Genomic DNA, 14,387 nt, shown 5'->3' on the forward strand with positions numbered 1-14,387 from the left:
GCGCCGGTGGTGCGGTTGCTGTCGTAACCGTCCAGGGCGATGGCGCTATCCAGGGACACCTTGACGCGGCCGATCTCGTTCAGCTGCAGGGCGCTGGCAGCGTCCTTCTCCAGGGTGTTCACATCCACCTTGTGGGTGATGCTGGCAATCGAGCCCGGCACGTAGCTGGTAGCACGCTTGATGTCGTACTTCTTGCCAGGCAGCATCGGCTCTTCGGCCATCCACACCAGCATGGCGTCGAACTGGTCGGTCACCGGCGGTACGTTGTCGGCATGCACCAGCAGGTCGCCACGGGAGATGTCGATCTCGTCTTCCATGGTCAGTGTCACGGCCTGGCCGGGGCCGGCGTTCTCCAGCTCACCTTCATAGGTGACGATGGATTTGACACGGCTGCTCTTGCCCGATGGCAGCACGACGATTTCGTCGCCCTTGTGCACCACGCCGCTGGCCAGGGTGCCGGCGAAGCCGCGGAAGTTCAGGTTCGGGCGGTTGACATACTGCACCGGGAAACGCAGGTCGGTGAAGTTGCGGTCGGCCGACACTTCGACGGTTTCGAGGATTTCCATCAGCGTCGGGCCGGTATACCACGGCGAACGCTCGCTGTGGTTGACCACGTTGTCGCCCTTGAGCGCCGACATCGGCACGAACTGCAGGCTGCTCGGGGTCAGGTTGATGGCTTCGGCGAACTGCAGGTAGTCGGCCTTGATCGACTCGAAGACTTCCTGGTCGAAGCCCTTGAGGTCCATCTTGTTGACCGCGACCACGATGTGCTTGATGCCCAGCAACGAGGCGATGTAGCTGTGGCGACGGGTCTGGGTCTGCACGCCGTAGCGGGCGTCGACCAGGATGATCGCCAGGTCGCAGGTGGAGGCACCGGTGGCCATGTTGCGGGTGTACTGCTCGTGGCCCGGGGTGTCGGCGATGATGAACTTGCGCTTGGCGGTGGAGAAGTAGCGGTAGGCGACATCGATGGTGATGCCCTGCTCACGCTCGGCCTGCAGGCCATCTACCAGCAGCGCCAGGTCGACTTCTTCGCCGGTGGTACCGGACTTTTTCGAATCACGGGTGATGGCCTCGAGGTGGTCCTCGTAGATCATCTTCGAGTCGTGCAGCAGCCGCCCGATCAGGGTGCTCTTGCCATCGTCGACGTTGCCGCAGGTCAGGAAGCGCAGCAGTTCCTTGCGCTCATGCTGGGCCAGGTAGGCGAGGATATCCTCGCTGATCAGATCAGATTGGTGCGACATGGAGTAACCCTGAAATTAGAAGTAGCCTTGGCGTTTCTTGTCTTCCATGGAACCGGCGCCATCGTGGTCGATGACACGGCCCTGGCGTTCGGACGTACGGGTCAGGAGCATTTCCTGAATGATGTCCGTCAGGGTCTCGGCTTCCGACTCGACCGCACCCGTCAACGGGTAGCAGCCCAGGGTACGGAAACGCACCTTCTTCTTGACGATGCGCGCTTTCTCTTCGTCGCTGAGATGCTCGAGGATGCGCTCGTCGTCGATCATGATCAGGGTGCCGTTCTTCTCGATGACTTCACGCTCGGCGGCGAAGTACAGCGGCACGATCGGGATGCCTTCGAGGTAGATGTACTGCCAGATATCCAGCTCGGTCCAGTTCGACAGCGGGAACACGCGGATCGACTCGCCCTTGTTGACCTTGCCGTTGTACACGTTCCACAGCTCGGGGCGCTGGTTTTTCGGGTCCCAGCGATGCTTGCTGTCACGGAACGAATACACGCGCTCCTTGGCCCGCGACTTCTCTTCGTCACGGCGCGCGCCACCGAAGGCGGCGTCGAACCCATGCTTGTCCAGCGCCTGCTTCAGGCCCTGGGTCTTCATGATGTCGGTGTGCTTGGAGCTGCCATGGGTGAACGGGTTGATGCCCTGCGCCACACCTTCCGGGTTGACGTGGGTGATCAGCTCCAGGCCCATTTCCTCGACCATCTTGTCGCGGAAGCTGTACATCTCCTGGAATTTCCACTGGGTGTCGACGTGCATCACCGGGAACGGCAGTTTGCCCGGGAAGAAGGCCTTGCGCGCCAGGTGCAGCATCACGGCGGAATCCTTGCCGATCGAGTACAGCATCACCGGGTTGTCGAACTCGGCGGCCACCTCGCGGATGATGTGGATGCTTTCCGCCTCCAGCTGTTTCAAGTGCGTCAGTTTGTCGACCATGGCTACTCACGAAAAACGATCTTATGGACGGCCTGCGGGCCGTGTTCGAGCGAGCCACTTTATCACAGCGGTAGCTTCTATTTAGGAGGCGGGCTAGATCGAAAAAGTCTAACGATATGACTGGGGGTTTGGGCTTGCAGGCCCGGCCTCTTCGCGGGCATGCCCGCTCCCACAGGTACGGTGGAGTCCTTGTGGGAGCGGGCGCGCCCGCGAAGAAGGCAACGCCGATCTCAGATCGGATTCGGGCAATCGATGAACAGGTGCTCCACGGCAAACCGCCGTGCCAGGTAATCACCCAGCGCCTGCACGCCGTAGCGTTCGGTGGCATGGTGCCCGGCAGCAATGAAGCTGACGCCGTTCTCGCGCGCACTGTGATAGGTCTGCTCGGACGCTTCGCCCGTCAGGTACAAATCCACCCCGGCCGCGATCGCGGTGTCGATGTAGCCCTGCCCGCCCCCGGTGCACCAGCCGACCCGGCGGATCATCTGATCACCCTCGACCAGCAACGGCTCACGCCCCAGCACTTCCTGCACCCGCCGGGCAAAATCACGCGCGGTGATCGGCTCGGCGAGCGAACCGACCAGCCCGACCACTTTGGGGTTCGCTGGGTCCAGCGGACCTTCGACGGTAATGTCCAGTTGCCGCGCCAGCTGCACGTTGTTGCCGACCTCCGGGTGCACGTCCAGTGGCAGATGGAACGCCAGCAGGCTGATATCGTTGCTCAGCAAGGTCTTCAGGCGGCGCTGGCGGATGCCGGTGACGCACGGGTTTTCGCCTTTCCAGAAATACCCATGGTGTACCAGCACCAGGTCGGCCCCCGCCTCCACCGCGGCATCCAGCAACGCCTGGCTGGCGGTGACGCCGCTGACAATCCGGCTGACCTGCGGCCGGCCCTCGACCTGCAGGCCGTTGGGGCAATAGTCCTGGATCTTCGCGCTGCCCAGGTAACGCTCGGCTTCCTCGACCAGGGTGTTTAGAGCGACGGCCATGCAAATCTCCTCGAAAACTGCGCTTTTCTCGGGCACAACGCCTATGGAACGCCCGTATAATGCCGGCCATTATGGGCCGTCGCCGGCACTGGGGGAACCGGTGTATCATCGCGCGCGCTCATGCCCCACCGCGCGGCCACCGGCCTTCGCTCTTTCCAGGATTCGTTCATGTTCAAGGCTTTGCGTTACTTTGGCTGGCCCCTGCTTACCGGCATACTGATCGCCATGCTGATCATCCAGCGCTTCCCGCAATGGGTCGGCCTGCCCAGCCAGGACGTCAACCTGCAACAAGCCCCGCAGACTACGCGGATCATGCAGGGCCCGGTGTCCTACGCCGATGCCGTGACCCTGGCCGCCCCGGCGGTGGTCAACCTGTACACCACCAAGGTGGTGAACAAGAGCGCCCACCCGCTGTTCGAAGACCCGCAGTTCCGGCGTTTCTTCGGCGACAACCTGCCCAAGCAGCGGCGCTGGGAGTCGAGCCTGGGCTCGGCGGTGATCATGAGCCCCGAGGGTTACCTGCTGACCAACAACCACGTCACCAGCGGCGCCGACCAGATCGTCGTGGCCCTGAAAGACGGCCGCGAGACCCTGGCCCGGGTAATTGGCAGCGACCCGGAAACCGACCTGGCGGTGCTGAAGATCGACCTGAAGAAGCTGCCTGCCATCACCATCGGCCGCTCCGACACCATTCACATCGGCGACGTGTCGCTGGCCATCGGCAACCCGTTCGGGGTCGGCCAGACCGTGACCATGGGCATCATCAGCGCCACCGGCCGCAACCAGCTGGGCCTTAACAACTATGAGGACTTCATCCAGACCGACGCGGCGATCAACCCGGGCAACTCCGGCGGTGCGCTGGTGGATGCCAGCGGCAACCTGGTCGGCATCAATACGGCGATCTTCTCCAAGTCGGGTGGCTCACAGGGCATCGGCTTCGCCATTCCGGTAAAACTGGCGCTGGAGGTGATGAAGTCGATCATCGAGCACGGCCAGGTGATCCGTGGCTGGCTGGGTATCGAAGTGCAGCCGCTGAGCCAGGAGCTGGCTGAGTCGTTCGGCATGAAAGACCGCCCGGGCATCGTGGTGGCGGGCATCTTCCGCGAAGGGCCGGCGGCCAAGGCCGGGCTGCAGCTGGGTGATGTGATCATGAGCATCAACGGCGAGCCCGCCGGTGACGGGCGCAAGTCGATGAATCAGGTGGCGCGGATCAAGCCCAACGAGAAGATCACCATCGAGGTGATGCGCAATGGGCAACAGTTGAAGCTGATTGCCGAGGTGGGGCTACGGCCGCCACCGGCACCAGCAGTGACCACAGAAGAGAAGTAATAAACGGGGCCGCTTTGCGGCCCATCGCCGGCAAGCCAGCTCCCACAGGGATAGCACCGGCCTCAAGCCCTGTGCAGTACCTGTGGGAGCTGGCTTGCCGGCGATGGGCTGCAAAGCAGCCCCAACAGTATCAATGCAGAATCTGGCTCAGGAACAACCGCGTCCGGTCACTGCGCGGCCGGTCGAAGAAATCATCCGGCGCCGCCTGCTCCACGATCTCCCCCTTGTCCATGAAGATCACCCGGTTCGCCACGGTGCGGGCAAAGCCCATTTCATGGGTGACGCAGAGCATGGTCATGCCATCCTCGGCCAGGCCCACCATGGTATCGAGCACTTCCTTGACCATTTCCGGGTCCAGCGCCGACGTCGGTTCGTCGAACAGCATGATCTTCGGTTTCATGCACAGCGCACGGGCAATCGCCACACGCTGCTGCTGGCCACCGGACAACTGCCCCGGGTACTTGTGCGCCTGTTCCGGAATACGCACCCGTTCCAGGTAGTGCATGGCAATTTCCTCGGCCTTGCGCCGGGGCATCTTGCGCACCCACATCGGCGCCAGGGTGCAGTTCTCCAGAATGCTCAGGTGCGGGAACAGGTTGAAGTGCTGGAACACCATGCCCACTTCGCGGCGGATGGCCTCGATCTGCTTCAGGTCGTTGGTCAGCTCCACGCCATCGACCACGATGCGCCCTTGCTGGTGCTCTTCCAGGCGGTTGAGGCAACGGATGGTGGTGGACTTGCCCGAACCGGACGGCCCGCACAGCACGATACGCTCGCCCTGGCGCACGTTCAGGTTGATGTCCTTGAGCACATGGAACTGGCCGTACCACTTGTTCACACCCTGCATCTGGATGATGCCCTCGGGGCCGGCAGGCTGCTTGATCGCTTCACTCATGTCGAAACTCCTAACGCTTGTGGCCAGTGTCCAGCTTGCGCTCCAGGTGCATGGAGTAGCGGGACATACCGAAACAGAAAATCCAGAACACCAGGGCGGCGAACACGTAGCCCTCGGTGGCCATGCCCAGCCAGGCCGGGTCGGCGGCGGCTTGCTTGACGCTGTTGAGCAGGTCGAACAGGCCGATGATGATCACCAGGCTGGTGTCCTTGAACAGGGCTATGAAGGTGTTGACGATGCCGGGGATCACCAGCTTGAGCGCCTGCGGCAGGATCACCAGGCCCATCGCCCGCCAATATCCCAGGCCCATCGCCGCAGCGGCTTCGTACTGGCCCTTGGGGATGGCCTGCAGGCCGCCGCGTACCACCTCGGCGATATAGGCTGACTGGAACAGGATCACCCCGATCATCGCCCGCAGCAGCTTGTCGAAGCTCATGCCCTCGGGCAGGAACAACGGCAGCATCACCGACGACATGAACAGCACGGTAATCAGCGGCACGCCGCGCCAGAACTCGATGAAGGTCACGCACACCACCTTCACCGCCGGCATCTTCGAACGCCGTCCCAGGGCCAGCAGAATACCCAGCGGCAAGGCGCCGACGATGCCCACGGTGGCGATCACCAGGGTCAGCATCAGCCCGCCCCACTGGCTGGTCGGGACGCTTTGCAGGCCCAGGTAGCCACCGTGCAGCAAGGTGTAGGCCAGCACCGGGTACAGCACCAGGAAGCCCAGGCCGTAGAAAGCCTTGCGTGGGAACTGCCTGATGAACAGCGGCGCGGCGCCGAGCACGGCAAGCCAAACGGTCAGGTCCACGCGCCAGCGCAGCTCCGTCGGGTAGTAGCCGTACATGAACTGGCCGAAGCGCTGCTGCACGAACACCCAGCAGGCGCCTTCCTTGGTGCAGTCGGCGCGGGTGGTGCCAACCCAGTTGGCATCGATCAGCGCCCACTGCAGCAACGGCGGCACGATCAGCCACACCAGGTAGATGGCGAACAGGGTCAGCAGCGTGTTGAGCCAGCTGGAGAACAGATTGGCACGCATCCATGCGAGCACGCCGACGGTTTTCACCGGGGGCGGCATATCAGGTTTGAAAACATGGGCATTCACGGGCGTATCCTCACCGCTCGATCAGCGCAATGCGCTTGTTGTACCAGTTCATCAGCAGCGAAATGCTGATGCTGATGGCGAGATAGACACTCATGGTGATGGCGATCACCTCGATGGCCTGGCCGGTCTGGTTGAGCACGGTACCGGCGAACAGCGAGACCATCTCCGGGTAGCCGATACCGGCCGCCAGCGACGAGTTCTTCGCCAGGTTCAGGTACTGGCTGGTCAGCGGCGGAATGATCACCCGCAGTGCCTGGGGGATGATCACCTTGCGCAGTGTCGGGCCCTCACGCAGGCCCAGCGAGCGCGCGGCTTCGGTCTGGCCATGGCTGACCGAGCGGATACCGGAACGCACGATTTCGGCGATGAACGCTGCGGTGTAGATGGTCAGTGCCAGGGTCAGCGCCAGCAACTCGGGGATCAGCACCCAGCCACCGACGAAGTTGAAGCCCTTCAACTGCGGCATTTCCCAGGTAACCGGGCTGCCGAACAGCAGCACGCAGGCCCCGGGGATGGCAACCAGCAACCCCAGCCCCACCCAGAACTTGTGGAACGGTACGCCGGTTTCGTTGAAGCGCTTGTTGGCGTAGCGCACCATCGCCACGGTCGCCAGCAGCGCCAGGGCCAAGGCAATGGCGAACGGCCAGAAACCATCGGTCATGGCAGCACCGGGCATGTTCAGGCCGCGGTTGCTGATGAAGAACATATCGTCGATGTTGATGCTGCCCCGCGGCCCCGGCAGGGTCAGGAACACGGCGAAGTACCAGAACAGGATCTGCAACAACGGCGGGATGTTGCGGAAGGTTTCCACATACACGGTCGCCAGCTTGTTGATCATCCAGTTCGGCGACAGCCGCGCCACGCCGATGATGAAGCCGAGAATGGTCGCCAGCACCACGCCAATGAGGGTCACCAGCAGGGTATTGAGCAGGCCGATGACGAACACCCGCGCATAGCTGTCGGATTCCACATAGGGGATCAGGTGCTGGGCAATGCCGAAGCCGGCACTGCGCTCGAGGAAGTCGAAGCCCGAGGTGATCCCCCGGTGTTGCAGGTTGGTTTGCGTGTTGTGGAACAGGTACCAGCCCAGGCCGACCACGAACACGATCGTGAGGACCTGGAACAGCCACGCGCGCACACGTGGATCACTCAGGGACAAGCCCTTTTGTGCGCCGATTCGATTTTGCATGAGGTGCCCCGGAAAGTAGGGTTCCGAACAACCTGCGGCGGCGGGATGCCGCCGCAGGATGCAGCCATCAGCGCACAGGTGGCGCGTACTGGATGCCGCCGTTGTTCCACAGGGCGTTCATGCCACGGTCGATCTTCAGGTCGGTGCTCTGGCCCAGGTTCTTCTCGAACACTTCGCCGTAGTTGCCGACTTGCTTGACGATCTGCACTACCCAGTCTTTGGGCAGCTTGAGGTCCTTGCCATACTCGCCGTCAGCGCCAAGCAGCCGGGCGTTGTCGGGGTTCTTGGTAGACTTGGCTTCGGCCTCGACGGTTTTGGAGGTGATGCCTGCTTCTTCGGCATTCAGCATCGCGAACAAGGTCCACTTGACGATGCTGAACCACTCTTCGTCGCCCTTGCGCACCACCGGGCCCAGCGGCTCCTTGGAGATGGTTTCCGGCAGCACTACATAGTCGGTCGGCGCGGCCAGCTTGGAACGCTGGGCAAACAGCTGCGATTTGTCCGAAGTCAGCACGTCGCAACGGCCGGACTCCAGCGACTTGGCGCTCTCGTCGGAAGTGTCGAAGGTGATCGGGGTGTACTTCAGGCCATTGGCGCGGAAGTAGTCCGACACGTTCAGCTCGGTAGTGGTACCGGCCTGGATGCAGATGGTGGCGCCGTCGAGCTCCTTGGCGCTGGAAACACCGAGCTTCTTGTTGACCAGGAAGCCGACGCCGTCATAGTAGGTGACACCGGCGAACACCAGACCCATGCCGGCATCGCGCGAGCTGGTCCAGGTGGTGTTGCGCGACAGCACGTCGACTTCCCCCGACTGCAGGGCGGTGAAGCGTTCCTTGGCGTTGAGCTGGCTGAACTTGACCTTGCTGGCGTCGCCGAACACGGCGGCGGCCACGGCGCGGCAGACATCGGCGTCGATGCCGACGATCTTGCCCTGCGCATCAGGTACCGAGAAGCCTGGAAGACCGTCGCTCACGCCACACTGGACGAAGCCCTTTTTCTTCACCGCATCGAGGGTGGCGCCGGCCTGGGCAGTGCTCACGGCGCCCAGTGCGGCGGCAGCGGTCAGGACTGCCAGGGTGGTTTTCAACATCTTCATTCACAACCTCCAAATCGCTCTTGTTGTATCGAGCCGGAATTGCACCGCACCCTTTTGAGGCGTATCCGACCCGTGTTGGCTTGTTATTGGGTCAATTGGCGCAATGGACTGTTCTGTGACAGCCTTCGCTTACAAAGGGTGTTACCGTCTCGGCCTGCCCTTTGCATCGCAGGTTCAATTGCAAAGCGCGTACCAGAACTCCTGGCTGTAGCGTTTAAGCGCACGTCAAGTAGGGAAAGTTGTATCGTTGCGACATTCTTTTTCCGACAATCATTTCCCGCGCCTTCATTTCACGCACGCCATAACAAGATCCGCACACTTTCGGAGCAGTCATGACCAACCCACTGATCCTCGAACCGCAGAAAACCGCAGACGCTTGTGTGATCTGGTTGCACGGTTTGGGGGCCGACCGTTACGACTTCCTACCCGTCGCCGAATTCATGCAGGAACGCCTGCTCACCACGCGGTTCATCATGCCGCAGGCGCCGACCCGCCCGGTGACCATCAATGGCGGCTACGCCATGCCCAGCTGGTATGACATCAAGGCGATGACCCCGGCCCGCGCCATCGATGAAGCGCAGCTGGAGGAATCGGCCGAGCAGGTGATCGCCCTGATCAAGGCCGAGCAGGCCAAAGGCATCAACCTGGCGCGAATCTTCCTGGCCGGTTTCTCCCAGGGCGGCGCGGTGGTGCTGCACACTGCCTATATAAAGTGGCAAGAGGCACTGGGCGGGGTCATCGCCCTGTCCACCTACGCCCCTACCTTCAACGAACAGCACCAGCTGAGTGCGTGCCAGCAACGCACCCCGGCCCTGTGCCTGCATGGCGTGCACGACCCGGTGGTGATCCCGTCCATGGGCCGCACCGCCTTCGAGTACCTGAACACCTGGGGCGTCGCCGCCCGCTGGCAGGAATACCCGATGGAGCACGAAGTGGTGGTCGAGGAGTTGAACGACGTCCACGAGTGGCTGGCCATGCAACTGCAATAAGCAGAAGCCGCCTGTAGTTGTAGGGCTATTCCACTACGCCGAGCCTGATTCTTGCTTTACACTGCCCGGCGTACATTCCTTAATCAGTTGATGAGACGATCGTGCTCAAGGCACTCAAGAAAATATTCGGCAAGGGAGACGCCGCGCCACAGGCCGTCGCTCCTGCTGCCAGTGCAACGCCGCCTGCGCCCGCGCCCACCGAGGCGCGGCCTGCGCCTACCCCGGCCGCACCGCGCGCCAATCCCACCCCTGCGGCTGAACAGCCTGCCGCTGTGACACCTGCGGTCGAAAAGCCGGTCAATGCCAAACCGCGCCGCGAGCGCAAACCCAAGCCGCAGGCCAGCCTGTGGAAGCTGGAAGACTTCGTGGTCGAGCCGCAGGAAGGCAAGACCCGCTTCCACGACTTCAAGCTGTCCAACGAGGTGATGCACGCCATCCACGACCTGGGCTTCCCGTACTGCACGCCGATCCAGGCCCAGGTGCTGGGCTACACCCTGCGTGGCCAGGACGCCATCGGCCGGGCCCAGACCGGTACTGGCAAGACTGCGGCATTCCTGATTTCGATCATTTCCCAGCTGCAGCAGACGCCACCACCCAAAGAACGCTACATGGGCGAGCCGCGTGCGCTGATCATCGCCCCCACCCGCGAGCTGGTGGTGCAGATCGCCAAGGACGCCGCAGCGCTGACCAAGTACACCGGCCTGAACGTGATGAGCTTTGTCGGCGGCATGGAATTCGACAAACAGCTCAAGGCCCTGGAAGCGCGCCACTGCGACATCCTGGTCGCCACCCCTGGCCGCCTGCTGGACTTCAACCAGCGCGGCGAGGTGCACCTGGACATGGTCGAGGTGATGGTGCTGGACGAGGCCGACCGCATGCTCGACATGGGCTTCATCCCGCAGGTGCGCCAGATCATTCGCCAGACGCCGCCAAAAAGCGAGCGCCAGACCCTGCTGTTCTCGGCCACCTTCACCGAAGACGTGATGAACCTGGCCAAGCAATGGACCACCAACCCGGCCATCGTCGAGATCGAGCCGGAGAACGTGGCCAGCGAAACGGTCGAGCAGCACGTGTATGCGGTGGCCGGCAGCGACAAGTACAAGCTGCTGTACAACCTGGTGACCCAGAACAAGTGGGAACGGGTGATGGTGTTTGCCAACCGCAAGGACGAAGTGCGGCGCATCGAGGAAAAGCTGGTGCGCGACGGCATCAATGCCGCCCAGTTGTCGGGCGACGTGCCGCAGCACAAGCGTATTCGAACCCTGGAAAACTTCCGCGAAGGTCGGGTCACGGTGCTGGTGGCCACTGACGTGGCAGGGCGTGGCATTCATATCGATGGCATCAGCCACGTGATCAACTTCACCCTGCCCGAGGATCCGGACGACTACGTGCACCGTATCGGCCGTACCGGACGCGCGGGGGCTGATGGCGTGTCGATCAGCTTTGCCGGTGAGGATGATTCGTATCAGTTGCCGGGGATCGAGGAGCTGCTGGGGCGCAAGATCAAGTGCGAGATGCCGCCGGATGAGCTACTCAAGCCGGTGCCGCGCAAGCATCACTGATTGCCTGAATGCCAACGCCGCCCTTGTAGGAGCGGCCTTGTGTCGCGAAAGGGCCGCACAGCGGCCCCAGCAATTCATGCATTAATGCTGACATCCTGGGGCCGCTGCGCGGCCCTTTCGCGACACAAGGCCGCTCCTACATGGGATCGGCGCAGCCTTGACTACCAGCGCCCGGCAGCGTCCTGGTCACTCTGCCTGCCTTCCACCCACCTCGGCCCTTCCTGGGTAGTTTCCTTCTTCCAGAACGGCGCGCGGGTCTTCAGGTAGTCCATGATGAAATCGCAGGCCTCGAATGCGGCCTGCCGATGGGCACTGGCGACACCGACGAACACGATCGGCTCGCCCGGCTCCAGCGCCCCGATGCGATGCAGCACCTCCACCTTCAGCAGCGGCCAGCGCTGCTCGGCCTCGACCACGATCTTGGCCAGGGCCTTCTCGGTCATGCCCGGGTAGTGCTCGAGGAACATCCCCGCCACATCGCGCCCATCATTGAAGTCCCGCACATAGCCGACAAACCCGACCACCGCGCCCACACCCACGTTGGCCGCATGCATGGCATTCACCTCGGCCCCAGGGTCGAACGCGCCTTCCTGCACTCGCACTGCCATGTTCAGCCTCCGGTCACCGGTGGGAAGAACGCCACTTCATCGCCGTCTTCCAAGGGCTCATCGAGCTTGCACAGCTCTTCATTGCGCGCGCACATCAGGTTCTGCTCGGCCAGTACCGCGTAACGCTCGCCCTTGGCCACCAGCGCCTGGCGCACATCGTCGAGCACCTGGAACGCGCCCTCCACCTGTTCGGCATCCACGTCCAGCTGCTCACGGTAACGGGCGAAGTACATCACCTTGACCTTCATCACGCCTCCACCTTGTAGTGGCCGCTCTTGCCGCCGAGCTTTTCCAGCAGGCGCACCTGCTCGATGACCATGCCCTTGTCCACCGCCTTGCACATGTCATAGATCGTCAGCGCGGCGACACTGGCGGCGGTCAGCGCTTCCATCTCGACGCCGGTCTGCCCGGCCAGCTTGCAGCGGGCGACGATGCGCACGGCGTCCTCGCCCTCGGCGCTGAGCTCGACCTTGACGCTGGTCAGCATCAGCGGGTGGCACAGCGGGATCAGGTCGCTGGTCTTCTTCGCCGCCTGGATCCCGGCAATGCGCGCCACGGCGAACACGTCGCCCTTGGGGTGCTCACCGTCGACGATCATCTGCAAGGTCTGCGGCAGCATGCGCACCCGCGCTTCGGCAATGGCCTCACGCTCGGTCACCGCCTTTTCAGTGACGTCGACCATGTTGGCCCGGCCCTGGGAATCAAGATGTGTCAGCACTGCTCTGCTCCTGTGAGGGGAACTCGCAGTGTAAACCTGTGGGTCAGGTTTGAGCAGAGGTATGTGTCGGCAGGCCCGGCCTCTTCGCGGGCACGCCCGCTCCCACAGGGTCCTCACCGCCTTGAATCAAGTGGAGATCCTGTGGAAGCGGGCGTGCCCGCGAAAAGGCCGGGCAGTGATCTGCCCGGCTGCATGGTTTTACAGATGCGACTCGGCGTACTCGGCCAGCACCGAGCGTGGCACCCCTTGCAGGGTCAGGTGCACGCCGTGGGGGAAGTCCTTGAAGCGCTCGGTCAGGTAAGTCAGGCCCGAGCTGGTCGCGGACAGGTAAGGGGTATCGATCTGCGCCAGGTTGCCAAGGCAGACCACCTTGGACCCGGAGCCGGCACGGGTGATGATGGTCTTGATCTGGTGCGGCGTAAGGTTCTGGCACTCGTCAATCAGGATCAGGCTCTGCTGGAAGCTGCGACCGCGAATGTAGTTGAGCGACTTGAACTGCAACGGTACCCGCTCGAGGATGTACTCGACACTGCCATGCGTGCTTTCGTCATCCATGTGCAAGGCTTCGAGGTTGTCGGTGATCGCGCCCAGCCAAGGCTCCATCTTCTCCGCTTCGGTGCCCGGCAGGAAGCCGATTTCCTGGTCCAGCCCCTGCACGCTGCGGGTGGCAATGATGCGCCGGTAGCGCTTGCTGACCATGGTCTGCTCGATGGCTGCGGCCAGCGCCAGAATGGTCTTGCCCGAGCCGGCAGGGCCGGTCAGGTTGACCAGGTGAATATCCGGGTCAAGCAGGGCGAAGAGTGCCAGGCTCTGATGGATGTCGCGTGGCTTCAGGCCCCAGGCTTCCTGGTGCAACAGGGGCTCCTGATGCAGGTCGAGCAACAGCAGCTCATCGTTGCGGATGCCCTTGATCCAGCCGACGAAGCCTTGCTCATCGATGATGAATTCGTTGACGTGGACGGCCGGCAGGTTGTCGATCATCTGCACCCGATGCCAGGTACGCCCCCGCTCCTGACGGGTATCGACCTTGCTCACCCGGTCCCAGAACGAGCCAGTGACCGAGTGGTAGCCCTTGGACAGCAAGGACACGTCATCGACCAGCTGGTCGGTGCTGTAATCCTCGGCCGCAATCCCGCAAGCGCGCGCCTTCAGGCGCATGTTGATGTCTTTGGTGACCAGCACCACGTCCAGGTCGCTGCGCCGAGCCCGTACTTCAAGCAGCTGGTTGATGATGATGTTGTCGTTGAGGTTTTCCGGCAGCAGCCTGTTCGGCTCGTTGCGCGGCGTCATCAGGATGGACAGGAAGCCCTTGGGCCCGCTCTTGCCACGCTGAATCGGCACGCCCTGCTCGACATCGCTGGGCGAGGCGTCGCCCAGGGTCTGGTCGATCAGGCGGATGGCTTGGCGGCATTCAGCGGCGATGGTCTGTTTGCCCGTCTTGAGCTTGTCGAGTTCCTCCAGCACCGTCATCGGCAGGGCGACGTGGTGCTCCTCGAAGTTGAGCAATGCGTTGGGGTCGTGAATCAGGACGTTGGTATCGAGCACATAGAGGATTGGCTTGCTGGAGGAAGGGTTGCGTCCTTGGTCATCCATACTCGGTCACCTTATGTCGAAGCCACACGGCGTGGTCTGTTACGCCGCAAAGTGACTACCGTCTCCCCGTATCCGCGTTGTTACGGGCGGGAAGCGAACCTGCCTAGGTGGGCCTGGATGACGCCACCTGTGCT

General features: G+C 62.7%; 14 protein-coding genes. 3 read left to right on the forward strand and 11 right to left on the reverse strand.

Features of this window, described 5'->3' with window-relative positions; all coding sequences use genetic code 11:
• The 3 genes from cysN to HP547_RS05370 form a co-directional block, all read right to left on the reverse strand.
• Positions 1-1,244 (reverse strand): sulfate adenylyltransferase subunit CysN (gene cysN, locus HP547_RS05360; RefSeq protein ID WP_172285678.1); only part of this gene is annotated, 1,244 nt, incomplete at its 3' end.
• 15 nt (positions 1,245-1,259) lie between these two features.
• Positions 1,260-2,177 (reverse strand): sulfate adenylyltransferase subunit CysD, encoded by a 918-nt coding sequence (cysD, locus tag HP547_RS05365; RefSeq protein WP_056801777.1) that lies wholly within the window; start codon positions 2,175-2,177, stop codon positions 1,260-1,262.
• A gap of 230 nt (positions 2,178-2,407) precedes the next feature.
• A complete protein-coding gene (locus HP547_RS05370; RefSeq protein WP_172229707.1) occupies positions 2,408-3,166 on the reverse strand; it encodes a Nif3-like dinuclear metal center hexameric protein in 759 nt (252 codons plus the stop codon).
• Between the two features lie 168 nt (positions 3,167-3,334).
• Here HP547_RS05370 and algW point away from each other — a divergent pair, with 168 nt between their 5' ends.
• Positions 3,335-4,495, forward strand: coding sequence for a Do family serine endopeptidase AlgW (algW, locus tag HP547_RS05375; protein ID WP_172229686.1), 1,161 nt, complete (start codon positions 3,335-3,337; stop codon positions 4,493-4,495).
• A gap of 130 nt (positions 4,496-4,625) precedes the next feature.
• Here the strand turns inward: algW and HP547_RS05380 are convergent, their stop codons facing one another.
• From HP547_RS05380 to HP547_RS05395, 4 genes are all read right to left on the reverse strand, one after another.
• Positions 4,626-5,390, reverse strand: coding sequence for an amino acid ABC transporter ATP-binding protein (locus tag HP547_RS05380; protein WP_016498022.1), 765 nt, complete (start codon positions 5,388-5,390; stop codon positions 4,626-4,628).
• 10 nt (positions 5,391-5,400) lie between these two features.
• Positions 5,401-6,498 (reverse strand): amino acid ABC transporter permease, encoded by a 1,098-nt coding sequence (locus tag HP547_RS05385; protein ID WP_172229683.1) that lies wholly within the window; start codon positions 6,496-6,498, stop codon positions 5,401-5,403.
• Positions 6,499-6,508: 10 nt separating this feature from the next.
• Positions 6,509-7,687, reverse strand: coding sequence for an amino acid ABC transporter permease (locus HP547_RS05390; protein ID WP_172285679.1), 1,179 nt, complete (start codon positions 7,685-7,687; stop codon positions 6,509-6,511).
• 67 nt (positions 7,688-7,754) lie between these two features.
• Positions 7,755-8,783 carry an amino acid ABC transporter substrate-binding protein gene (locus HP547_RS05395; protein WP_172232636.1) on the reverse strand — a complete coding sequence of 343 codons (1,029 nt, stop codon included), beginning with the start codon at positions 8,781-8,783 and terminating at the stop codon, positions 7,755-7,757.
• Between the two features lie 332 nt (positions 8,784-9,115).
• Between HP547_RS05395 and HP547_RS05400 the strand changes: the two genes are divergently transcribed.
• Positions 9,116-9,772: an alpha/beta hydrolase gene (locus HP547_RS05400; RefSeq protein ID WP_172285680.1), complete on the forward strand. Its 657-nt coding sequence runs from the start codon at positions 9,116-9,118 to the stop codon at positions 9,770-9,772.
• A gap of 101 nt (positions 9,773-9,873) precedes the next feature.
• Positions 9,874-11,334: an ATP-dependent RNA helicase RhlB gene (gene rhlB / locus HP547_RS05405; protein WP_172227150.1), complete on the forward strand. Its 1,461-nt coding sequence runs from the start codon at positions 9,874-9,876 to the stop codon at positions 11,332-11,334.
• 161 nt (positions 11,335-11,495) lie between these two features.
• Here the strand turns inward: rhlB and moaE are convergent, their stop codons facing one another.
• The 4 genes from moaE to HP547_RS05425 all read right to left on the reverse strand — a co-directional run bounded on the left by moaE (position 11,496) and on the right by HP547_RS05425 (position 14,253).
• A complete protein-coding gene (gene moaE, locus HP547_RS05410) occupies positions 11,496-11,942 on the reverse strand; it encodes a molybdopterin synthase catalytic subunit MoaE (RefSeq protein WP_172227152.1) in 447 nt (148 codons plus the stop codon).
• Between the two features lie 2 nt (positions 11,943-11,944).
• Positions 11,945-12,190: a molybdopterin converting factor subunit 1 gene (gene moaD, locus HP547_RS05415; RefSeq protein ID WP_172227173.1), complete on the reverse strand. Its 246-nt coding sequence runs from the start codon at positions 12,188-12,190 to the stop codon at positions 11,945-11,947.
• On the reverse strand, positions 12,190-12,660 hold the full coding sequence (gene moaC / locus HP547_RS05420; protein WP_172227154.1) for a cyclic pyranopterin monophosphate synthase MoaC: 471 nt from the start codon (positions 12,658-12,660) through the stop codon (positions 12,190-12,192). Before moaC ends, moaD begins: the two co-directional genes overlap by 1 nt.
• 198 nt (positions 12,661-12,858) lie before the next feature.
• A complete protein-coding gene (locus HP547_RS05425) occupies positions 12,859-14,253 on the reverse strand; it encodes a PhoH family protein (protein WP_172285681.1) in 1,395 nt (464 codons plus the stop codon).
• Positions 14,254-14,387: the final 134 nt, after the last annotated feature.

It is taken from the genome of Pseudomonas sp. CM27, assembly GCF_013179515.1.
GTDB lineage: Bacteria > Pseudomonadota > Gammaproteobacteria > Pseudomonadales > Pseudomonadaceae > Aquipseudomonas.